Genomic DNA, 22,178 nt, shown 5'->3' with positions numbered 1-22,178 from the left:
ACGGGACACGGCGGCCACGTCCGGCGTACGACGCCCTTGCCGTGGCGCGTGACGCGGGTCACAATGCGGCGAGCGCATCCGCGGACACGACCCGAGTGGAGATCCCCGTGACCGAAGCACCGATCCCGCAGTTCCTCGACGAGCGGCTGGCGTGGTGGGCCGAGCACGACCCGGACGGCGAGGCGATGACCTACCTCGACCGCACCTGGACCTGGGCGCAGTGGAACGACCGGGTACGCCGGGCGGCGGGTGGCCTGCGCGACCTCGGCATCGGCCGCGGTGACGTGGTGGCGTTCCTCGACAAGAACCACCCGGCCTGCGTCGAGATCAGTCAGGCGGCCGCCTCGCGCGGCGCCGCCAACGCCATCGTCAACTGGCGCTCCGCGGGCGACGAGGTCGACTACGCGGTGAACGACTCCGGGGCCCGCGTGCTCTTCGTCGGAGCCGAGCTGATGCCGACCATCGAGGCGATCCGCGACCGGCTGACCGCCGTGGAGAAGGTCATCGTGGTCACGCCCGACGGCGCCGACGGCGACGAGTACGAACGGTGGCTGGCGGCATCGGAGCCGGTCGGGCGCGCCGACGACGTGACTCCCGAGGACACCTGCCTGGTGATGTACTCCTCCGGCACGACCGGCCGGCCCAAGGGCATCATGCTCTCGCAGGCCAACATGCTCGCGCACACGATCAACGCCCACGACGGATGGGGTTTCGAGCCCGGCGACAAGTCGATGGTCTCGATGCCGTTGTTCCACGTCGGCGGGTCGTCGTACGTGCTCTTCGGCATGCACGACGGCGTGCCGAGCGTGATGACCCGCGACCCCGACGGCGCGTCACTGGCCGGCGCCATCATGAAGGGCGCCAACCGCACGTTCCTGGTGCCGGCGGTGCTGGCACAGGTGCTCCAGTCCGGCCCCGACGCGGTGAAGGTGTTCGGGAAGCTGAAGACCTACACCTACGGCGCGGCCCCGATGCCACCGCCGCTGCTGCGCGCCGCCATGGAGGCCTGGCCCGACACCGACTTCCTCCAGGTCTACGGACTGACCGAGGTCGCGGGTGTCGCCACGCACCTGCTGCCCGAGCACCACCGCGACCCGGGCCACCCGGAGCGACTGCTCTCCGCGGGAATCCCGATCCCGGGAGTCGAGGTGCGCATCGTCGACCCCGCATCCCTCGGGGACGTGGCAGTGGGTGAGGAGGGTGAGATCTGGCTGCGCACGCCGCAGCTGATGCAGGGGTTCCTCAACCGGCCCGACGAGACTGCCGAGGTCATCGTCGACGGTGGGTGGTTCCGCACCGGCGACATGGGCAAGGTCGACGACGGCGGGTTCGTCTACGTGCAGGACCGCATCAAGGACATGATCATCAGCGGCGGGGAGAACATCTACTCGCCCGAGGTCGAGCGGGTGCTCGCCGAGCACCCGGCAGTCCTCGAGGTCGCCGTGATCGGCGTGCCGGACGACACCTGGGGCGAGTCGGTCAAGGGGGTCGTGGCGCTCAAGCCGGACACCACCGCCACCGCCGACGAGCTGATCGCGTTCTGCAAGGCCAGCCTGGCGTCGTTCAAGTGCCCGCGCTCCATCGACGTGATCGAGGCGCTGCCGCGCAATCCCAGCGGCAAGATCCTCAAGCGTGAGCTGCGCAAGCTGCACTGGGGCGGCCGCGACTCCGCCATCGTCTAGCACGCGGCGGTCCGCCCGGCGCCGGGCGGACCGGGATCAGGAGAGCTGGGCCTTGGCCAGCTTCGCCTCGCGGCGTACGTCCTTGGCGAGGCGGCGTGCGTCCTTGCGGGCGGAGGTGGCGGCGTGGCGGGCGCGCCAGGCCACGCCCGGCTTGCCCTCGGTGTCGACGCCGGCCAGCAGCAGGCCGCCGAGCACGCCGGCGTTCTTGAAGAACTGGAGCCGTTGCATGTTCTTCGCGGCGGGGTCGGTCTCCTCCCAGAAGGGGTGACCGGCGACGGTGGTCGGCACGAGGCTCGCGGCCAGCACCGTGGAGGACAGACGCGGCGCCTTGCCGAGGGCCAGGGCCGCGGCGGCCGCGATCTGCACGCCGGCGTTGAGGCGCACGAGCGTCTGCGGGTTCGACGGCACCGGCGCACCCGGCGCGACGCGCTGGGCGAGCGGGACGACCCGGTCGGTGACCTTGGCGGCCTTGGCGGCCAGCGCGTCGGAGTTCTTCAGGGCGTTGGTGGCGCCGAAGAAGAACGTGGTCGCGAGGAGCGGACGGGCGATCAGTCGCACGAGAGTCATGCCTCCATTCATACCCGACCGCCAAGTCGGGCGGGAGTCGGGTCCCGGTCGATTTCGGTCGCGTAGTGGCGATAGAGGCAGTACGCCGACGCCGCGCACAGCACGTGCCAGACGGCGTGACCCTGCAGCAGCGAGTCGGGCGAGCAGAGGCCGGTGCCCGACGCCGTGAGGTTCCAGATCGTGAAGGCGACCACCATGCAGGCCACCGCGGCCCAGGCCCACCGTGCGTGCGGGAAGAGACCGCGGCGGACCAGGACTGCCTCGATGGCCAGGCCGACCACGAGGAGGAAGCCGAACGCGACGTTGCCGGCGTACATCACGACCGGGATCTCGCGGCTCCACAGCCCGGCGATCTCACACGCGGCGACGAAGACGACGAAGATGATCGCCAGGAAGCCCGGCCCGCGGCCGAGGAGCCGCATCAGCGCGTAGCCGGCGATGAACGAGGCCACGAGGTACATGCTCGCCATGTCGAGGTGGCCACCGAGGCTGGACTGCGTGGCGTGCATGGCCATGCTGGCCGGCCCGAGGAGCACGACCAGGACTGCGAACGCGGGGGCGAGTGACCGGTGCCGGCCCAGGGCGCCGCGGGTCGGGCTGTGGCGCAGCAACGACCAGGCGATGGCCAGTCCGGCGGCCACGAACCCGAGGTTGCTCCACGTGTTGGCCGGCTGCTTGATGAACCCGCCGCGGGCGGCCTCGCAGAACGTGTCGCCGCGGCCGACGTCGGCGCCCAGCCACCCGTCGTACGCCGCCAGGAGCAGGAGCCCCACACCGGCGACGGCCACCACCCCGGCACAGACCACGGGCCCCGGACGCACGGCGTGAAGCCGGCGTCCGGGGCCCGGGTCGAGGTGCTGGGTCAGTTCACTTCCAGCGCTCGGAAGCCGGCACGAAGTCCAGCTGGCGGTCGCCGGTGTAGATCTGCTTCGGACGCGCGATCTTCTGTTCCTTGTCCTGGACCAGCTCGAGCCACTGGGCCAGCCAGCCCGGCGTACGGCCGATGGCGAACAGCACGGTGAACATCTCGGGCGGGAACTGGAAGGCCTCGTAGATCAGGCCGGAGTAGAAGTCGACGTTCGGGTAGAGCTTGCGCTTGACGAAGTACTCGTCCTCGAGCGCGATCTTCTCCAGCTCCTTGGCGATCTCGAGGAGCGGGTTGACCCCGGTGACCTCGAAGACGTCGTCGCAGGCCTTCTTGATGATCGTGGCGCGCGGGTCGAAGTTCTTGTAGACCCGGTGGCCGAAGCCCATCAGCTTCTCGTTGCCGGCCTTCACACCCTCGATGAACGCGGGGATGTTCTCCTTCTTGCCGATGCGCCGAAGCATGCGCAGCACGGCCTCGTTGGCGCCACCGTGCAGCGGGCCGTAGAGGGCGCCGACGCCGGCAGCCACCGCCGAGTAGGGGTCGACCTGGCTGGAACCGACCGAGCGGACCGCGTTGGTCGAGCAGTTCTGCTCGTGGTCGGCGTGCAGGATGAACAGCACGTCGAGGGCCTTGACCAGGCGCGGGTCGGCCTCGAACTTCTTCTCGCTCATCTTGAACAGCATGGAGAGGAAGTTGGCGGTGTAGCCGAGGTCGTTGTCAGGGTAGATGTAGGGCTTGCCCTGTGCGTGGCGGAACGACCAGGCGCCGAGCGTCGGCATCTTGGCGATCATGCGCACCATCTGCATGTGCCGGTTGTCCGGGTCGCCGATGTTGCGCGCGTCGGGGTAGAACGTCGAGAGGGCACCCACCGAGGCCATCATCATGCCCATCGGGTGGGCGTCGTACCTGAAGCCCTGCATGAAGGTCTTCACGTTCTCGTGCACGAACGTGTGGTAGGTGATCTCGTGTTCCCAGTTGTCGTACTGCTCCTTGGTCGGCAGCTCGCCGTGGATGAGCAGGTAGGCAACCTCGAGGAAGTTGGACTTCTCGGCCAACTGCTCGATCGGGTAGCCGCGGTACTCGAGGATGCCCTTGTCGCCGTCGATGAACGTGACCGCGCTGCGGCACGATGCGGTGTTGACGAAGCCGGGGTCATAGACCGCCAGGCCGGGCTCTTCCTCGGAAACGCGAATCTTGCCCAGGTCGGCGGCCTTGATGGTGCCGTCGGTGATGGGTACTTCGTACTCGCTGCCCGTGCGGTTGTCTCGAACGGTGAGCGAGCCTGCCTCGTTGGCAGTGACGGCCGGTACGTCGGTCACGTCGGCTCCTGTCGGTGAAAGAGTGTCGTTGACTCTCGTATATGTGTCGGATGCCAACCTATTCCGTCCGTGTCGATGACGCGAACGCGGCGTCCCTCATCGTGGTCGTGACCCGTGAGTAGCAAGCCGCGCCGGTACGCCGTGCGTCGTACGACGGGCAGTGGCCACGATCGGGTGGGTTCGCCCGTTTTGACCGTGGGGGAGCGCGCCGCCTATTCTTGACAGTCGCGTCTCCTGCCGCGCCCGCACGGGTGCAGACCCGGACGAAATGGAACCGGGCAGAGTTCGTCAGAAGCGCTGCGTCACCACCCGGTCAGGACCTCTGCCCGGGCCCAACGAACGAAAAGGCTACATACGTGCGTACGTACAGCCCCAAGCCCGCTGACATCCAGCGCGAATGGCTTGTCATCGACGCCCAGGACGTTGTCCTCGGCCGCCTCGCCGTCCAGGCCGCGACGCTGCTCCGCGGCAAGCACAAGGCGAACTTCGCCCCGCACATGGACATGGGTGACTTCGTCATCGTCGTCAACGCGGAGAAGGTCGCCCTGTCGGGCAAGAAGAAGACCGACAAGATGGTCTACCGCCACTCCGGTTTCCCGGGCGGCCTGAGCACCACGCCGATCGGTGACCTCCTCGAGAAGGACGCCCGCAAGGCCATCGAGAACGCGGTCTGGGGCATGCTCCCCAAGAACCGCCTCGGCCGCCAGATGCTGAAGAAGCTCAAGGTCTACTCCGGACCCGAGCACCCGCACGCGGCCCAGCAGGCCAAGCCGTTCGAGATCACGCAGATCTCCCAGTGATTGCAGACAAGGACATCAACGTGACTGAGAACCAGGCTGAGACCGCCGAGGTCGAAGAGACCTTCGAGACCAACGAAGACGGCGTCGCGTACTCCTCGGAGTCCGCCCCGTCCGCCGACGCCCCGCTGCGTCCCGCGACCATCGCGCCCGCGAACGCCACCGGCCGCCGCAAGGAGGCCGTCGCCCGCGTCCGCCTCGTTCCCGGCACCGGCCAGTGGACCGTCAACGGCCGCGACCTCGACTCGTACTTCCCGAACAAGCTGCACCAGCAGGTTGTCAACGAGCCGTTCGCGAACCTCCAGCTCGAGGGCCGCTTCGACGTCATCGCCCGCATCCACGGTGGTGGCATCACCGGCCAGGCCGGCGCCCTGCGTCTCGGCGTGGCCCGTGCCCTGAACGCCATCGACGTCGAGGCGAACCGCCCGTCGCTCAAGAAGGCCGGGCTGCTGACCCGCGACGCGCGCGTCATCGAGCGCAAGAAGGCCGGTCTCAAGAAGGCCCGCAAGGCACCGCAGTTCTCCAAGCGCTGATCGCGCAGGTTTCTGGGTCCATGCCGCAGAAACTGTTTGGCACGGACGGGGTCCGGGGTCTGGCGAACGGTCAACTGACCGCAGAGCTGGCCCTGGACCTCTCCGTGGCTGCTGCACATGTCCTGGCCGACCGCGGCGAGTTCGCGGGGCACCGCCCCGTCGCCGTGGTGGGTCGGGACACGCGCATTTCCGGGCAGTTCCTCGAGGCTGCCGTCGTGGCCGGCCTGGCCTCTGCCGGGGTCGACGTCCTCCTGCTCGGCGTGCTGCCGACACCGGGCGTGGCCTACCTGACCGGTGCGCTCGAGGCCGACCTGGGCGTGATGCTCAGCGCCTCGCACAACCCCATGCCCGACAACGGCATCAAGTTCCTGGCCCGGGGCGGGGTAAAGCTCGACGACGCGATCGAGAACGCGATCGAGCAGCGCCTGGGTGAGCCCTGGGACCGTCCCACCGGTGGCGACGTCGGCCGCGTGGCGACGTACGACGCGGCGGTCGACGACTACTGCGCCCACCTGGTCCGTACGACGACCCGTCCGCTCACCGGACTGCGCGTGGTGCTCGACTGCGCCGAAGGTGCGGCCGCCGAGGCCGGGCCCAAGGCGCTCGCGGACGCCGGGGCCGACGTCACCGCGATCCACGCCCAGCCCGACGGGCTCAACATCAACGACGACTGCGGGTCGACCCACCTGGAGTCCCTTCGCAAGGCCGTGATCAAGGACGGCGCCGACGTCGGCTTCGCCCTCGACGGCGACGCCGACCGCTGCCTCGCCGTCGATGCCTCGGGCGAGGTCGTCGACGGCGACCAGCTCCTCGCCGTACTCGCGCTCTCCATGCGCGACGCCGGTCGGCTGCCCAACGACGTCGTGGTCGCCACGGTGATGAGCAACCTCGGCTTCGTGCAGGCCATGAAGGCCAACTCGGTGAAGGTGCGCCAGACCAAGGTCGGCGACCGCTACGTGCTCGAGGCCATGAAGGCCGGTCGCTACGGCCTCGGCGGCGAGCAGTCGGGCCACGTGATCATGAGCGAGCACGCCACCACCGGCGACGGCATCCTCACCGCACTCCACGTGCTGGAGCGGATGGCCTCGACCGGGTCCTCCCTGGCCGAGCTGGCCGCGGTGATGACCCGGCTGCCGCAGGTGCTGATCAACGTCCCCGGCGTCGACAAGTCGCGGGCCGACGAGGACGCCGTACTCGCTGCGGCGGTCGCCGAGGCCGAGGCCGAGCTGGCCGACACCGGTCGGGTGCTGCTGCGCCCCTCGGGCACCGAGGCGCTGGTGCGGGTGATGGTCGAGGCCCCGACCGAGGAACAGGCCGCCTCGGTGGCCGAGCAGCTCGCCGCCGTCGTGCGCGAGCGCCTGTCGCTCTGACCGAGCGCGGGTACGGGTAACGGATACGGGGCCGCACTTGTGCGGTGCTGTGGTCGGTTCGCCCGTGGCGTGACGCGTGTGGAGCGACCGTAACCCCGCGTTACCCGGGGCGGGGTGGGACGAAAACGGGTCGACCCGGCCTGCCCCAGTGCCTAGGGTCGCCCCGTGAGTGACTTGGAGATCCGCGAGGTCGACGTCCATGACGAGGCCGCGCTGCGCACCTGGTGGGAGGTCGGGCACGCGGCCAGCGCGGAGCGGCCCTTCGACGCATGGCCGGCGTGGGAGGTCTCGCGGGTGGCGCTGCCGTTCCCGCGCACCGACTCCGCGATCACCCTGCTCACCGCCTTCGACGCGGGCGCCGCAGTGGGCACGGCACTGGTCGTGGAGTTCCTCCTCGACAACACCCACCTCGCCGAGGTCACCGTGTACGTCGACCCGGCACAGCGCCGGCGCGGGTTCGGCACGCAGCTGCTCGACGAGGCCGAGGAGCGGGTACGCCGCAGCGGCCGCACCTCGATCATCTCGAGTGCCTTCGCCCCGGTCGACGGGGAGAGCCCGGGCTCGCTCTTCGCCGCCGCGCGCGGATACCCCGTGGGGAGTGCCGAGGAGACCAAGCTGGTCGACCTGGCCACCGCGACAGAGTCGTGGGGTTCCCTGCAGGACGAGGCGGACGCCGGACTCGACGGCTACTCCTGCATCGTCTTCGACGGCCCGTGCCCCGAGGAGCACGTCCAGGGGTTCGCCGACGTGCTCTCGGTCTTCATCGGTGCCATTCCGTCCGGTGACCTCGACCTCGAGGACGCCCAGTGGACTCCCGAGCGCATCCGTCTCGGCGAGCGCGAACGCGTCGAGGCCGGCCGGGTCAACGTCACGGCGCTGGCGCTGACCCCGACCGCTGAGGTCTGCGGGTTCTCCGACGTACGCCTGAGCCGGGCCGACCCACGGCACGCTGGCGTCGGTGGCACGCTGGTGGTCCCCGAACACCGGGGCCATCGGCTGGGCCTGGCGATGAAGCTGCTCACGCACGGGCGGGTGAGGGAGCTCTTCCCCGAGTGCGAGTTCATCGAGACCGGCAACGCCGGGGTCAACGCGCCGATGAACGCGGTCAACGAGCGCATGGGCTATCGCGTGGTGGAGCGTTGCCTCGACGTGCAGAAGCGTCTGGCATGACGGAAGGGAAGGGCATGAGCTGCGAGATCGTCCGGGTCGACCCGTTCGACGACGAGGCCTTCGAGGCCTGGTACGCGACGTACGCCGCTGCCGACGCACACGGACGCGAGGAGCTGGCCGGCACCTGGACGCTGGCCGAGCTGCGGGCCCAGGGACAGGCGGTGCAGGAGCACCAGGAGAGCGCGTGGTGGTCGGGGCTGCTGGAGGGCCGCACGGTGGTCGCCGGAAAGCTCAGGCTGACCCACCACGACAACCGCGACCTCGCCATGGTGGAGGTCTTCACCGAGCCGGCCCATCGCACCCACGGGCACGGCTCGGCCATGCTGGCGGTGCTCGAGGAGCAGGCCCGGGCGGCCGGCCGCACCCGGTTGCTCGCCGAGTGCAGCTACCCGATCGACGCGCCCCAGGACGGCTCTGGACACCCGTACGCCGACTTCCTGCGGCACCGCGGGTTCACCTTCGGCATCGGTGACGTGCAGCGCATCCTCGACCTGCCGGTCCCCGAGGACGACCTGCATGCCCTCGTCGATTCAGCTGCGCCGAGCCACGCGTCGTACACCTTCCGCTCGTTCGCCGGGCAGATCCCCGAGGAGCTCCTCGCCGAGTACGCCGCCCTGTGCGGAGCGCTGATGACCGAGGCGCCCACCGGTGACCTCGTCCTCGAGTCGAGTCACGTCGACGTCGATGCCTTCCGTGCGGAGCAGGAGGTCCTCGAGCGGCAGGGGCGCACCCGCTATGGCACGGTCGCCATCGCCGACGACGGCACACTGGCCGGCTACACCGACATCGTCGCCAGCGCCCACGACCGCGGCCGCGGCTACCAGTGGGGCACCCTGGTCTGGTCGGCGCATCGCGGCCACCGGCTCGGCCTGGCGCTCAAGGCGCGCAACCTCGTGTCCCTGCAACGTGAACGCCCCGACCTGGGCGTCGTACGCACTTGGAACGCGGAGGTGAACGACCACATGGTGGCGGTCAACGACCTGCTGGGCTTCCGCCCGGTCGAACGACTGGGGGAGTTTCAGAAGAATCCCGGTGCGTCATGATGGAGTCATGAACGAACGGGGAGGCCTGCGCCAGGCAGCGTTGGCGCTTGCTGTCGTGAGCGTCCTGACCACCCTGGGCGCGGGGATCACCGCGGGTGTCGCGGCCGGCCAGGGTGACGACCCCGACGGCTCGGGCACCCTGGTCCGCGGCAAGGGCGACCCGACGGAGTCCGGGACGGGGCCGTCCGAGACGAGCACCACCGAGGACCCGGGCTTCGACTACACCGGCTGGAAGGTCGTCAACGGCATGCCCGGCGACTCCGGTGAGGTGGCCAGCTACCGATTGCCGCCCACCAGCTGGAAACCTTTCGCCTCCGACTACGCGGTCAGCTTCACCGACAAGAGCGGCAAGGCCTACGTGAGTGGTCACGCGTTGGCCAACTACTACGGTAACAGGTGCAAGGACGGCGGCGAACGGGTCCCGGGCGGTTGGACCGTGCTGGCCGACACCGTCCCCTCGGGCGACCTGAAGACCATCGCGGAGGACGCCGCGCGCGGCTGGGCACGCGGCTACGGCACCAACGCCAACGGGACCACCGGCACGATGACCCGAGCGGTGGCCAAGGAGGTCACCCTCGACGACGGCACGACGGCCGCCCGAGCGTCGATCGACATCGACATGAGCATCTTCAGCGGGGTCTGCCTGCCGACCAAGGCGCAGGTCTCGGTCACCACGATCGACACCTCCGAGGGCGCCAAGACGCTCGTGCAGGCGCGCTACGTCTCGGCGGTCGGGATCACCGACACGCAGTGGAGGGCGATCGGCCAGTCGCTCGAGGACTGAGCGTCGAGCAGGCCGGCGCGGGCCAGTGCAGGGCAGAGTGGACCAGTGCGGGTCAGAGCTTGCGGAGCCGCACGTAGCGCACCGAGTGGTCCGCGTCCTTGCGCAGCACCAACGTCGCCCGCGAACGGGTCGGCAACACGTTCTGCACCAGGTTGGGCCCGTTGATGCTCTCCCAGATGCGGGTCGCCTCGGCGACCGCTTCGTACTCCGTCAGGCTGGCGTAGCGGGTGAAGTAGGACTCGGGGTCGCGGAACGCGGTCTCGCGCAACCGCTGGAACCGCTGGATGTACCAGTGACGGATGTCGGTGGTCGCGGCGTCGACGAACACGCTGAAGTCGAAGAAGTCGCTGACCGCAAGGCCGGTGCGGCCGTCATCGCGGACCCGGGCCGGCTGGAGAACGTTGAGGCCCTCGATGATCACGATGTCGGGATGCCGGATCACGATCTTCTCGTCGGGCACCACGTCGTAGGTCAGGTGTGAGTAGATCGGTGCCTCGACCTCGTCCTTGCCGGACTTGATGTCGACCACGAAGCGGAGCAGCGCCTTGCGGTCGTAGGACTCCGGAAAGCCCTTGCGCAACAACAGGCCGCGGCGCTGGAGCTCGGCGTTGGGCATCAGGAAGCCGTCGGTGGTGACCAGCGCGACCGACGGGTGCTCGGGCCAGTGGGCCAGCATCTGCTGCAGCACGCGAGCAGTGGTGGACTTGCCCACGGCCACCGACCCGGCCAGTCCGATCACGAACGGCGTGCGCGGTGGCGTCGGCCGGGCCAGGAACTCCTGCTGGCTCCGGTGGAGCTTGCCGGCCGCTTCGACGTACATGCTCAGCAGCCGGGAGAGCGGCAGGTAGACCTGTTGCACCTCGTCGAGGTCGAGCTCGTCGCCGAGGCCCCTGACCCGGTCGATCTCCTCGGGGGAGAGGGGTTGCTCGGTGTGCTCGGCCAACGCGGCCCAGGCAGCGCGGTCGAGTTCGACGTACGGCGAGGTCTCGCGCGCCTGCTCGCGGCTCTCGGAGCCTGCCGGTGAGGACATGCCAAGCATTGTTGCAGGGGGAAGGGCCACTGCTTCGGGCGGATACACTTCCCGCCATGTGTGGAATCGTTGGGTACGTCGGCAGCAAGCAGGCTCAGCAGGTAGTGATGGAGGGGCTGCGTCGACTCGAATACCGGGGCTACGACTCCGCAGGCATCGCACTGGTGCACGAGGGAGCGATCGCCTCCGACAAGCGCGCCGGCAAGCTGGCCAACCTGGACAAGGCGATCGCCGAGGCCCCGCTGCCGACCTCGTCGACCGGCATCGGCCACACCCGCTGGGCGACCCACGGTGCCCCCAACGACACCAACGCGCACCCGCACCTGGGCCAGGAGTCGCGGTTGGCACTGGTGCACAACGGGATCATCGAGAACTTCTCCGAGCTGCGTGACGAGCTCGAGTCTGAGGGCCACACCCTCGTCTCCGAGACCGACACCGAGGTGGCCGCCCACCTGCTCGAGCGCGAGCTGGCCACCGGCGTCAACCTCACCGTGGCCATGCAGCAGGTGTGCCGACGCCTCAAGGGCGCCTTCACACTCGTCGCCGTCGACGGCCAGGACCCCGACCGCGTGGTCGCCGCCCGCCGCAACTCCCCGCTCGTGGTCGGGCTGGGCGAGGGAGAGAACTTCCTCGGCTCCGACGTCGCGGCGTTCATCGAGCACACCCGCGAGGCGCTCGAGCTCGGCCAGGACCAGGTCGTCACGATCACCCGCGACGGCGTCGAGGTGACCGGCTTCGACGGCTCGCCCGCCGAGGGCCGGCGCTACCACGTCGACTGGGACCTCGCGGCCGCGGAGAAGGACGGCCACGACTGGTTCATGCGCAAGGAGATCCTCGAGCAGCCCGAGTCGGTGTACGACGCGATGCTCGGCCGCCACACCGAGGACGGCCAGCTCATGCTCGACGAGGTGCGCATCGACGACGAGGCGCTGCGCGACATCGACCGCATCATCGTGGTGGGCTGCGGCACCGCGGCGTACGCCGGTCAGGTGGCCAAGTACGCCATCGAGCACTGGACCCGCATCCCCGTCGAGGTCGAGCTGGCCCACGAGTTCCGCTACCGCGACCCGATCCTGACCCGCAACACGCTCGTCGTCGCGATCAGCCAGTCGGGCGAGACCGCCGACACCCTGATGGCGATCCGGCATGCCCGCGCCCAGGGCGGCAAGGTGCTGGCGATCTGCAACACCAACGGCGCCACGATCCCGCGTGAGTCCGACGCGGTCATCTACACCCACGCCGGACCCGAGATCGGGGTTGCCTCGACCAAGGGCTTCCTGACCCAGATGGTGGCCTGCTACCTGCTCGGCCTCTACCTCGCGCAACTTCGGGGCACGAAGTTCGGTGACGAGATCGCCTCGGTCGTGCGCGACCTGCAGCAGATCCCCGCGCAGATCCAGCAGGTGCTCGACCGCGCCGACCAGGTCTACGCGCTGGCTGCCACGCTCAAGGACTCCAAGGCGGTGCTGTTCCTGGGCCGTCACGCCGGCTACCCGGTGGCCATGGAAGGTGCGCTCAAGCTGAAGGAGCTGGCCTACATCCACGCCGAGGGCTTCGCCGCGGGCGAGCTCAAGCACGGCCCGATCGCGTTGATCGAGCCCGGACTGCCGGTCTTCTGCGTGCTGCCGCCCCGCGGCCGCGACCAGCTGCACGACAAGATGGTCAGCGCGATCCAGGAGATCCGGGCCCGCGGCGCCCGCACGATCGTGCTCGCGGAGGAGGACGACCAGTCGGTCGCGAAGTACGCCGACGAGATCATCCCGCTGCCCAAGGTGCCCACGCTGCTCCAGCCGTTGGTCGCGGTCGTGCCGCTTCAGCTGTTCGCCTGCGAGCTGGCCACCCTGATGGGCCACGACGTCGACCAGCCCCGCAACCTGGCCAAGTCCGTCACCGTCGAATGAAACACCCCACGAGAACGCGCTTCGCTTGCCTTCCCGCGGGGACCCCGATGAATCACCCCACGAGAACGCGCTTCGCTTGCCTTCCCGCGGGGACCCCGATGACCACCCCATCCCAGGACACCCGGTGATCGTCGGGGTCGGCATCGACGTGGTCGAGATCGAGCGCTTCATCGCCTCCCTCGAACGCACGCCGGCGCTGCGCCACAAGCTCTTCACCCCCGCGGAGGCATCGCTCCACCCGCAGTCCCTGGCCGCCCGGTTCGCGGCCAAGGAGGCGATGGCCAAGTCGCTGGGTGCCCCGGCGGGACTGGCCTGGCACGACGCCGAGGTGATCTCCGAGACCTCCGGCCGACCGAGGTTCGAGCTGCGGGGCACCGTGAGGGCCGCGGCCGACGCACTCGGTGCGTCGTCGGTGCACCTCTCGCTGAGCCACGACGGTGGCATCGCGTCGGCGTTCGTCGTACTCGAGGGCTGACGCGGCCCTCTCGTCGGTGTAGGTACGTTGGGCTCCATGCGTGGAGCACACACCGTGGAGCAGGTCCGGGCGGCCGAGGCGGCACTTATGGCACGCCTGCCCGAGGGCGCGCTGATGGCGCGTGCCGCGGCCGGCCTGGCCACCGCCGTCATCGACCTGCTCGGCGGCGCCTACGGGCGACACGTCCTGCTGCTGGTCGGCTCGGGCGACAACGGCGGCGACGCGTTGCACGCCGGTGCGATGCTGGCCCGCCGCGGCTGCGCGGTCGAGGCGGTGCTGCTCTCCACGCGCGTCCACGAGGCCGGGCTGGCCACCCTGCGCAGGGCCGGTGGCCTGGTCCGGGAGCCGGGCGGTGGCGCCCGTCCCGACGTGCTGGTCGACGGCATCGTCGGCATCGGAGGACGCCCGGGCCTGCGTCCCGAGGCGGTCGCCGAGCTGGCGGCGTACGACGGCGTGCCCGTGGTCGCCGTCGACGTGCCCAGCGGCGTGGACGTCGACACCGGCGAGACACCCGGACCCCATGTCGTGGCCGACGTGACCGTGACCTTCGGCACACACAAGGTCGCGCACCTCGTCGACCCGGCCGCTCTCGCCTGCGGCACCGTGGCCCTGGTCGACCTCGGACTCGACCTGCCGGAGGCCGGTGTCGAGTCGCTCCAGCCCGCCGACCTCGCGCGACTCGTGCCCCGCCCCGGACCGGACGCCCACAAGTACACCCGCGGGGTCGTCGGCCTGCGCACCGGTGAGGCCTTCGCGGGTGCCGGACTGCTGAGCGCTGCGGGCGCCTCGTGCGGGCTGGCCGGCATGGTCCGCTACGTCGGTCCCCTCGAGGTCGCCGAACAGGTCCTCGCGGCACACCCCGAGGTGCTCGTGGGAGCCGGACGCGTGCAGGCCTGGGTGGTCGGCTCCGGTGGCGGTGCCGACGCGGTCGACGAGCGAGCAGCCGCACTGCGTGACGGCGTACCGGTGGTGCTGGACGCCGACGCACTGGTGGACCTGCCCGCCGACCTGCCGGAGGGCGTCGTGCTCACCCCGCACGCCGGCGAGCTGGCCAGGATGCTGGGCATCGACCGCGCCGAGGTCGAGGACCGGCAGCTCCACTGGGCCCGCGCCGCCGCCGAGCGGTGGGGAGCGGTGTGCGTGCTGAAGGGGCGCCACACGCTCGTCGCACGCCCCGACGGACGGGTCCGGGTGACCACCACCGGGCTGCCTTGGCTGGCCACCGCCGGGGCAGGCGACGTGCTGGGCGGGGTCACCGGCGCGCTGCTCGCCTCGGGCCTCGACCCCTTCGACGCGGCATCGGTCGGGTCCTGGCTGCACGGTGCGGCAGCGACCCTGGCCTCCGACGGTGGGCCGATCGTGGCCGGTGACGTCGCCAGGGGCATTCCTGAGATCGTTCACATGGTGTGCACGGAGCATGACTAGGTTGACCCCATGCTCTACACCGCGCTGCACGCCGTCGTCCCGCCCGTGGCACGAGCCGTGTGGCGTCCGGAGATCACCGGCCTCGAGAACATCCCCGCCTCCGGTGGGGTGATCGTCGCCAGCAACCATCTCTCGTTCGCGGACAGCCTCGTGATCCCGATCGTGGCGCCGCGCAAGGTGGTCTTCCTGGCCAAGTCCGACTACTTCACCGGGTCGGGCATCAAGGGCGCGCTGTCCAAGGCCTGGTTCGAGGGCCTCGGCATGCTGCCGGTCGACCGTGACGACGCGCAGGCAGCGCTCACCTCCCTCGACACGGCGCTCAAGGTCCTCGGCAAGGGCGAGGCGTTCGGCATCTATCCCGAGGGCACCCGGTCGCGCGACGGGCGGCTCTACCGCGGACGCACCGGCGTGGCCCACCTCGCGCTGACCGCGGGCGTGCCGGTCGTGCCCGTCGGGCTGCAGGGCACCGCGGAGCTCCAGCCGGTCGGCTCACGCCTGCCGCGGCTGGCCAAGGTGCGTGTCGCGATCGGCGAACCGCTCGACTTCACCGGCCGCTTCGACGACGTGCCGGCCGGCCGGGCACGCCGGCAGGCGACCGACGAGATCATGGCTGCCATCGCGCAGCTGAGCGGCCAGGAACTGGCGGGGCAGTACAACGACCGTCCGGTCGAGGACGAGTCCTGACGTTCGTCCGGGCACTCGGCCTGACAGAATCGCGGCCATGACTGAAGGTGCGCGCGCCGAGATCGTGGTCGACGTCGCGGCGATCCGGCACAACGTCCGGCGCTTGCGGGAGATCGTGAAGGGCTCGACCGGCTCCGGACCGCTGATGATGACGGTGGTCAAGGCCGACGGCTACGGACACGGCGTCCACGAGGCCGCCCGGGCGGCCCGCGAGGGCGGCGCCGACTGGCTGGGCGCGGCCACCATCGACGAGGCCGTGGCGGTGCGCGCCGGCGGCGACTCCGGACGACTGCTGTGCTGGCTGACCGTGCCCGGTGAGGACTGGGCGGCCGCGATCACCCGCGACATCGACGTCACGGCGTACTCCCTGGCCGAGCTGGCCGAGATCGAGGCCGCGGCCCGCGATCTCGGTACGACCGCTCGTGTGCAGCTCAAGGTCGACACCGGCCTCTCGCGCGGTGGCTGCCTGCCGGCCGACTGGCCTGCGCTCACCGCCGAGGCCCGCGCGGCCGAGGAGCGCGGGCACGTGCGGATCACCGGCATCTGGTCACACCTGGCCTGCAGCGACGAGCCGGAGCACCCCGCGAACGACAGCCAGGAAAAGGTCTTCCGTGACGCGCTGGCAGTGGTCGACGCGGCCGGCCTGACGCCGGAGGTGCGTCACCTGGCCAACAGTGCGGCCGCCGTGCTCCGCCCCAGCGTCCACTTCGACCTCGTGCGCTGCGGCATCGCCAGCTACGGACTCGACCCGGCGCCCGGCGTCACCGGTGACCTCGGGCTGGTGCCGGCGATGACCGTGCGTGCGCGGTTCGCGATGGTCAAGAAGGTCGCGGCCGGCGAGTCCGTCTCCTACGGCCACACGTGGACCGCGGAGGCCGACACCACGATCGGGCTGGTCCCGATCGGCTACGCCGAGGGCCTGCCCCGCATCGCCTCCAACCGGGTCGACGCGTGGTACGCCGGACGACGGCGGCCGGTCCGGGGCACCATCTGCATGGACCAGTTCATGGTCGACCTCTCCGGTGAACCGGCCGACGCTGGCGACCGGGTCGAGGTCTTCGGCACCGGGCACGACGGCGCACCGACCGCCCTGGACTGGGCCGAGGCCGCGGGCACCATCAACTACGAGATCGTCACGCGGGTCGGTGGCCGGTTGCAGCGGGTACACGTCGACAGTGAAGGATCGCCCGCATGAACACCCCACGACGCTGCTCGCTGCGCTCGCACCGACGCGGGGACCCCGAATGAGCGTGCGTAGACGGGTCCTGCAGGTCGCCGCCGGGGTGGCGGGTGTCGCGGCGGCCGGCACGGTCGCGGGCACCGCCGTACGCGTGGTCAGGCAGCGACGCATCATCGCCCGCCGCGGTGTCGGCGATGCGCTCGAGCTCGGCTCCCTGCACTCGGCACCGGTCACCGTCATCGCCGACGACGGCGTACCGCTCCACGTCGAGGTCGACGAGTACACCGCCCCCGAGGGCGCCCGTCGAGCCGGCGAGCTCGCTGACGACGACCTCACCGTCGTCTTCGTGCACGGCTACGCGCTCACCCTCGACTGCTGGCACTTCCAGCGGGCCGGCTACCGCGGGCTGGTCCGGGCGGTCTACTACGACCAGCGCTCACACGGCCGGTCCGGACGGTCGTCGTCGAAGAACGCGACCATCGAGCAGCTCGCCCAGGACCTGCGCGAGGTGCTCGACCAGGTGGTGCCCCACGGCCGCGTCGTGCTGGTCGGGCACTCGATGGGTGGCATGTCGATCGTGGCGCTGGCGGAGGTGCACCCCGAGCTGTTCGGCGACCGGATCGCCGGGGTCGCGCTGATCTCCACGACCGCCGGTGGCCTGAGCCCGCACCGCATCGTGCTGCCGATGGTGCCGCGCGGCGTGGCCGGCCTGATGACGACGCGACTGATCGCCGGGCTGGCTCGTGGTGCGCGCGTGGTCGACGGCGTACGACGCCTCGGCAAGGACTTCGCGATCGTGGCCACCGACCGTTTCGCGTTCGGCAGCGACGTGCCGGGGGAGTACGTCACGTTCGTCGACTCGATGCTCTCTGGGACGCCGTTCGAGGTGCTGGCGGAGTTCTTCCCGAGCTTCGACGCGCTCGACAAGTTCGCCGTGCTGAACGCGCTCGAACGGGTGCCGACCACGATCATCTGCGGCACCGCCGACAAGCTCACCTCGATCGGGCACAGCCGCAAGATGCACTCGCTGCTGCCGCACTCGCGCCTCGTCGAGTTCGACGGCGCCGGGCACATGGTGATCATGGAGCGGCACGTCGAGGTCAACGCCGCGCTCGACGACCTGCTCGCGGCCGCGCTCGAGCACGAAAGGGAGCAGCCCTCGTGAGCCGGCGGATCGAGACCGTCGACCAGGCGGCCGCGGGCGACGTGTACGCCGTGGTGCGCGCCGCGTTCGGCGCTCGCCCACCGCTCGACCCGCCGGCAGGTGCGCTGGCCGAGACTGTCGAGTCGATCGGCAAGGCGCTCGCCGACCAGGGTGGCCTGCTGGCCCTCGAGGACGACAAGGCAGTCGGCTCCCTGCTGTTCGACCGGGAGGGACCAACCCTGGCCCTGCGTCGGTTCGGGGTGGTGCCCGGCGCCCAGGGCTCGGGCGTCGCCGGAGACCTGGTGCGGGCCGCGGAGGAGCACGCTGAGTCTCTCGGGTGCACGTCGGTGCGGGTCGTGGCCCGCGTCGAGCTCCCCGCCTCCGTCGCGTTCTGGGAGCACAACGGCTTCGTCCGCGGCGCCCGCGAAGGAGCGTTCCTGCACCTCGTCAAGGTCTTCCCACGCAGGTTCACCCTGCCGACCGCCGAGGACGCGACGGCGTTCGGTGAGCGGATCGCCGGGCTGATGCGGGCCGGTGACCTGGTGATCCTGACCGGCGAGCTGGGGGCCGGCAAGACCACCTTCACCCGCGGCCTCGGGGCCGGGCTCGAGGTGCGGGGCGACGTCACCTCGCCGACGTTCGTCATCGCGCGGGTGCACCCCTCGCTGGTCGGAGGCCCGTCGCTGGTGCACGTCGACGCCTACCGTCTCGGTTCGATCGACGAGCTCGACGACCTCGACCTCGACACGTCCCTCGACGAGGCGGTCACCGTCGTCGAGTGGGGCGCCGGAGTCGCGGAGGGCCTGGCCGACGACCGCCTGGAGATCTCGCTGCTGCGGGCCACCGGTGACGTCTCGTCGCTGGAGGACCACGACGTGCGCGAGGCCGTCGTACAGCCGGTGGGGTTGCGTTGGGCCGACATCGCCTGGCCGGTCTGAGCGGCTTCGTCGCGCGCGGGACCCTCGTGATCGCGCTCGCGCCGGCACGCGGTTAACCTCGTCCTCGTGCTCCTCGCCTTCGACACCGCGTCCCCCCAGGTCACCGTCGCCCTCGCCGAGGGAGACGACGTGCTGGCCGAGCTGCGTTCCGAGCAGTCGATGAAGCACGGCGAGCAGCTGGCCCCGCTGATCGAGGCGGTGCTGGCCCAGGCCGGTGCGGTGCGGCAGGACGTCACCGCGATTGCCGTCGGCGTCGGGCCCGGACCCTTCACCGGGTTGCGGGTCGGGCTGGTCACCGCCCGCACGCTCGGTTTCGTGCTCGAGGTGCCGGTGTACGGCGTGTGCTCGCTCGACGTGCTGGCCGTCGAGGCGGTCGCAGTCGGCGCGGTGGACCAGCCGTTCGTGGTGGCCACCGATGCCCGGCGCAAGGAGGTCTACTGGGCGCCGTACGACGAGTCGGGCGCGCGTCTCGACGAACCTCAGGTGAGCCGGCCCTCCGACGTGGCCACCGCGATGCCCGTCGTCGGCGAGGGTGCCGCGCTCTATCCGGAGAGCTTCCCGACCTCGGTCGGTCCGCAACGTCCCGGCGCCGGATGGCTCGCGGTCGCAGTCGCCGACGAGCGCGTCGAGCTGCTCGACCCCGAGCCGCTCTACCTGCGCAGACCCGACGCCGTGATGCCCGGCAAGCCGAAGAGGGTCTCGTGATCCGGCCGGCGCTCGCCGCGGACTGCGCTGCCGTCGCCGAGCTCGAGGAGAACCTGTTCGGCGCCGAGGCCTGGGACGAGGACTCCCTCCTCGACGACCTCGAGCGCGACGGCCGGTTGTTCGTGGTCTTCGAGGACGACGACGAGCCGGTCGGCTATGCGATCACGACCCTGGCCGGTGACTTCGTCGACCTCGCGCGCATCGGCGTACACCCGTCGCGGCAGCGGGAGGGCATCGCCGCCGCACTGCTCGAGCACGTGCTGGACGCGGCCGACGACGACGGCGCCGACCGGATGCTGCTCGAGGTGTCCGCGGTGAACCCGGAGGCGCTGGCCTTCTATGCCGCGTCGGGCTTCGCGCAGATCGACGTACGACCCCGCTACTACAAGGACGGCTCCGACGCGATCGTGATGCGCCGGTCGATCGGCCCGTCCAGGAGCCCCTCATGAACGAACCCCTGGTCCTTGGCATCGAGACGTCCTGCGACGAGACCGGCGTCGGCATCGTGCGCGGCCACACACTGCTGGCCGACGCGGTCGCCTCGTCCGTGGAGGAGCACGCCCGCTTTGGCGGCGTCGTGCCCGAGGTCGCCTCGCGGGCGCACCTCGAGGCGATGGTGCCGACCATCGAGCGTGCCTGTACGACGGCCGGCATCGCGCTCCGCGACGTCGACGCGATCGCGGTCACCAGCGGCCCCGGACTGGCCGGCGCCCTGCTGGTCGGCGTGGCCGCCGCCAAGTCGTTGGCCCTCGGACTCGGCAAGCCGCTCTACGGCGTCAACCACCTGGCCTCGCACGTCGCGGTCGACCAGCTGGAGCACGGGCCCTTGCCCGAGCCGTGCATCGCGATGCTGGTCAGCGGCGGTCACTCCTCGCTGCTCCGTGTCGCCGACATCACCACCGGCGTCGACCCGCTCGGCGCCAGCATCGACGACGCGGCCGGCGAGGCGTTCGACAAGGTGGCCCGCCTGCTCGGCCTGCCGTTCCCCGGCGGCCCGTTCATCGACCGCGCTGCCGCCTCGGGCTCCAGCGTGTACGTCGACTTCCCCCGTGGCCTCACCTCGCGACGCGACCTGGAGCGACACCGTTTCGACTTCTCGTTCTCCGGGCTCAAGACCGCGGTCGCCCGCTGGGTCGAGGCCCGCGAGCGCTCCGGTGAGCCGGTGCCGGTCAACGACGTCGCCGCCTCGTTCCAGGAGGCGGTCTGCGACGTGCTCACCCGCAAGGCGATCGACGCCGCGGTCTCCGAGGGGATCGACGACATCCTGATCGGCGGCGGGGTCGCGGCGAACTCACGCCTCCGGGTGCTGGCCGAGGAACGCGCCGCGGCACGGGGCATCAGGGTGCGGGTCCCGCGGCCCGGCCTGTGCACCGACAACGGCGCGATGGTGGCCGCCCTCGGGTCCGAGATGGTCGCCCGGGGCCGCACGCCCTCCGCCCTCGACCTCCCCGCCGACTCCTCCCAGCCGATCACGACGGTCCTGGTCTGACTTCTGCTGGTTGAGGAGGCCGCGTCCGCTTCGTGTGCCCTTCTCGGTGGTTGAGGAGGCGCGCCAGTGCCGCTCGCGTCGGTGGTTGAGGAGGCGCGCCAGTGCCGTCTCGAGACCACGCTTGGCCAGGCCAGTGCAGTTGGTGTGGGCGGGTGCGGGCGTGGCGGTGGCCCCGTTCACCGTGTTCTGTGGTGGCGGGGCTTGCGCTGGTGGTGCTGTGGGGCCGGTGCTGTTTGTGCTGTTCCCGAAGCTGCTGCGGATGACGTTGCCCGCNTTCGATGGTCCCGTGGGTGGTGACCAGCCAGGTCCGGCGGTACTGGTTGGTCCAGGTATAGGTCCCGTCCTTGTTCCTGACATAGGACCACCGGCCATGGGTTTTGGCGAGGTGATGTCGTCGACACAACGGGGCAAGTCTGTCGGGGCTGGTCTGGCCCGGTGGCCCGTGGTCGTCGTAGGACTCAATGTGGTCGAGGTCGCAACGCCTCGAATCAACCGAACAGTGTGGGAAGACGCAGTGCTGGTCGCGGGTGATGACTTGTTCGCGCATGGCTTCGGGTGGGTCGTGCTGGTCGACGGCCCAGTCGTGGTTGAGGTCGATGACTGGGGTGAGGGTGGCGTCGGGGCCGAGGTCACGGATCCAGTCGAGGATCTTCTCGGTCGTGACGGCGCCGAACAGGTTCGTGTCCGCCATCCCCGGTGCCGTCTCGTGGTCACCGGCGCAGTCGGTTCCGGCGGTGCCAGTGGCTGAGTCGTTGGTTCCAGTGGTTGTGGTGCNGGTCGGCGAGGTTCACGTGGATGTAGAGCCGGGTCTTGAGGTAGGACTTGCGCGGCGTGACCTGCTTGCCCGCACCGTGACTGCCGGCGCCGTCGCCTTCACTGGCTGCATCGCCGTCGCCGTCGCCTTCACCGACTCCTGCACCGTCGTGGTTGCCGTCGCCGTCACGGTTCCTGTTGGCATGGTCGTCGGTCCCGTTGTCGTCGCCGATGAGGCCGAGGAGGTCTGCGCTGGCCTGCCGATCCGCGATCACGCCGAGGGCCTTGGCCTTGCGTTGGCCGAGGGTGTCGGTGTCACCC

General features: G+C 70.5%; 22 protein-coding genes. 17 read left to right on the top strand and 5 right to left on the bottom strand.

Annotated features, from left to right (window positions below):
• Positions 1–107 precede the first annotated feature (107 nt).
• The gene (locus tag ASD66_RS03035) at positions 108–1,682 is read left to right on the top strand and encodes a long-chain-fatty-acid--CoA ligase (RefSeq protein WP_056890549.1); all 1,575 of its coding nucleotides are present in this window, start codon (positions 108–110) and stop codon (positions 1,680–1,682) included.
• Positions 1,683–1,718: 36 nt separating this feature from the next.
• Here the strand turns inward: ASD66_RS03035 and ASD66_RS03030 are convergent, their stop codons facing one another.
• Genes ASD66_RS03030 through ASD66_RS03020 form a run of 3 tightly spaced genes read right to left on the bottom strand, consistent with a single transcriptional unit; the run spans position 1,719 to position 4,436 of the window.
• Entirely contained in the window at positions 1,719–2,249 is a 531-nt protein-coding gene (locus tag ASD66_RS03030) for a DoxX family membrane protein (RefSeq protein WP_056890005.1), read from the bottom strand.
• An 8-nt stretch (positions 2,250–2,257) separates the two neighbouring features.
• Positions 2,258–3,070, bottom strand: coding sequence for a ceramidase domain-containing protein (locus ASD66_RS03025; protein ID WP_056890004.1), 813 nt, complete (start codon positions 3,068–3,070; stop codon positions 2,258–2,260).
• 46 nt (positions 3,071–3,116) lie between these two features.
• Positions 3,117–4,436 carry a citrate synthase gene (locus ASD66_RS03020; RefSeq protein ID WP_056890003.1) on the bottom strand — a complete coding sequence of 440 codons (1,320 nt, stop codon included), beginning with the start codon at positions 4,434–4,436 and terminating at the stop codon, positions 3,117–3,119.
• Positions 4,437–4,792: 356 nt separating this feature from the next.
• Between ASD66_RS03020 and rplM the strand changes: the two genes are divergently transcribed.
• The 6 genes from rplM (at position 4,793) to ASD66_RS02990 (ending at position 10,133) form a co-directional block, all read left to right on the top strand.
• On the top strand, positions 4,793–5,236 hold the full coding sequence (gene rplM, locus ASD66_RS03015; RefSeq protein ID WP_056681660.1) for a 50S ribosomal protein L13: 444 nt from the start codon (positions 4,793–4,795) through the stop codon (positions 5,234–5,236).
• A gap of 20 nt (positions 5,237–5,256) precedes the next feature.
• Positions 5,257–5,766, top strand: coding sequence for a 30S ribosomal protein S9 (rpsI, locus tag ASD66_RS03010; RefSeq protein ID WP_056684904.1), 510 nt, complete (start codon positions 5,257–5,259; stop codon positions 5,764–5,766).
• 20 nt (positions 5,767–5,786) lie between these two features.
• Entirely contained in the window at positions 5,787–7,136 is a 1,350-nt protein-coding gene (gene glmM, locus ASD66_RS03005; protein ID WP_056890002.1) for a phosphoglucosamine mutase, read from the top strand.
• Between the two features lie 165 nt (positions 7,137–7,301).
• Positions 7,302–8,306 (top strand): GNAT family N-acetyltransferase, encoded by a 1,005-nt coding sequence (locus ASD66_RS03000; protein ID WP_056890001.1) that lies wholly within the window; start codon positions 7,302–7,304, stop codon positions 8,304–8,306.
• The gene (locus ASD66_RS02995) at positions 8,303–9,349 is read left to right on the top strand and encodes a GNAT family N-acetyltransferase (RefSeq protein WP_156388516.1); all 1,047 of its coding nucleotides are present in this window, start codon (positions 8,303–8,305) and stop codon (positions 9,347–9,349) included. Before ASD66_RS03000 ends, ASD66_RS02995 begins: the two co-directional genes overlap by 4 nt.
• A gap of 7 nt (positions 9,350–9,356) precedes the next feature.
• The gene (locus ASD66_RS02990) at positions 9,357–10,133 is read left to right on the top strand and encodes a hypothetical protein (RefSeq protein WP_056889999.1); all 777 of its coding nucleotides are present in this window, start codon (positions 9,357–9,359) and stop codon (positions 10,131–10,133) included.
• 52 nt (positions 10,134–10,185) lie between these two features.
• Here the strand turns inward: ASD66_RS02990 and coaA are convergent, their stop codons facing one another.
• Positions 10,186–11,163 (bottom strand): type I pantothenate kinase, encoded by a 978-nt coding sequence (gene coaA / locus ASD66_RS02985; RefSeq protein WP_082563808.1) that lies wholly within the window; start codon positions 11,161–11,163, stop codon positions 10,186–10,188.
• Between the two features lie 56 nt (positions 11,164–11,219).
• Here coaA and glmS point away from each other — a divergent pair, with 56 nt between their 5' ends.
• The 10 genes from glmS to tsaD all read left to right on the top strand — a co-directional run bounded on the left by glmS (position 11,220) and on the right by tsaD (position 21,104).
• The gene (gene glmS / locus ASD66_RS02980; RefSeq protein WP_056889998.1) at positions 11,220–13,064 is read left to right on the top strand and encodes a glutamine--fructose-6-phosphate transaminase (isomerizing); all 1,845 of its coding nucleotides are present in this window, start codon (positions 11,220–11,222) and stop codon (positions 13,062–13,064) included.
• Positions 13,065–13,188: 124 nt separating this feature from the next.
• A complete protein-coding gene (locus tag ASD66_RS02975) occupies positions 13,189–13,539 on the top strand; it encodes a holo-ACP synthase (RefSeq protein ID WP_056681646.1) in 351 nt (116 codons plus the stop codon).
• 36 nt (positions 13,540–13,575) lie between these two features.
• Positions 13,576–14,964, top strand: a complete 1,389-nt coding sequence (locus ASD66_RS02970) for an NAD(P)H-hydrate dehydratase (RefSeq protein ID WP_056889997.1) — start codon at positions 13,576–13,578, stop codon at positions 14,962–14,964.
• A 9-nt stretch (positions 14,965–14,973) separates the two neighbouring features.
• Positions 14,974–15,648, top strand: coding sequence for a lysophospholipid acyltransferase family protein (locus ASD66_RS02965; protein ID WP_056889996.1), 675 nt, complete (start codon positions 14,974–14,976; stop codon positions 15,646–15,648).
• Positions 15,649–15,685: 37 nt separating this feature from the next.
• Positions 15,686–16,843: an alanine racemase gene (alr, locus tag ASD66_RS02960; protein ID WP_056889995.1), complete on the top strand. Its 1,158-nt coding sequence runs from the start codon at positions 15,686–15,688 to the stop codon at positions 16,841–16,843.
• Positions 16,844–16,892: 49 nt separating this feature from the next.
• Positions 16,893–17,993: an alpha/beta fold hydrolase gene (locus tag ASD66_RS02955; RefSeq protein ID WP_056889994.1), complete on the top strand. Its 1,101-nt coding sequence runs from the start codon at positions 16,893–16,895 to the stop codon at positions 17,991–17,993.
• The gene (tsaE, locus tag ASD66_RS02950; protein WP_056889993.1) at positions 17,990–18,910 is read left to right on the top strand and encodes a tRNA (adenosine(37)-N6)-threonylcarbamoyltransferase complex ATPase subunit type 1 TsaE; all 921 of its coding nucleotides are present in this window, start codon (positions 17,990–17,992) and stop codon (positions 18,908–18,910) included. Before ASD66_RS02955 ends, tsaE begins: the two co-directional genes overlap by 4 nt.
• Positions 18,911–18,976: 66 nt before the next feature.
• Positions 18,977–19,615, top strand: a complete 639-nt coding sequence (tsaB, locus tag ASD66_RS02945; RefSeq protein WP_056889992.1) for a tRNA (adenosine(37)-N6)-threonylcarbamoyltransferase complex dimerization subunit type 1 TsaB — start codon at positions 18,977–18,979, stop codon at positions 19,613–19,615.
• Positions 19,612–20,064, top strand: coding sequence for a ribosomal protein S18-alanine N-acetyltransferase (gene rimI / locus ASD66_RS02940; RefSeq protein ID WP_056889991.1), 453 nt, complete (start codon positions 19,612–19,614; stop codon positions 20,062–20,064). Before tsaB ends, rimI begins: the two co-directional genes overlap by 4 nt.
• Complete coding sequence (gene tsaD, locus ASD66_RS02935; protein WP_056681638.1) at positions 20,061–21,104, top strand: tRNA (adenosine(37)-N6)-threonylcarbamoyltransferase complex transferase subunit TsaD; 1,044 nt, start codon at positions 20,061–20,063, stop codon at positions 21,102–21,104. The genes rimI and tsaD overlap by 4 nt, the downstream gene beginning before the upstream one ends.
• A 274-nt stretch (positions 21,105–21,378) precedes the next feature.
• Here the strand turns inward: tsaD and ASD66_RS25125 are convergent.
• A partial coding sequence (locus ASD66_RS25125) for an HNH endonuclease signature motif containing protein (RefSeq protein ID WP_235529944.1) occupies positions 21,379–21,795 on the bottom strand: 417 nt, incomplete at its 3' end.
• Positions 21,796–22,178: the final 383 nt, after the last annotated feature.

The organism is Nocardioides sp. Root151, assembly GCF_001427925.1.
Lineage (GTDB): Bacteria > Actinomycetota > Actinomycetes > Propionibacteriales > Nocardioidaceae > Nocardioides.
This window is presented reverse-complemented; position numbering and strand designations above follow the sequence as displayed.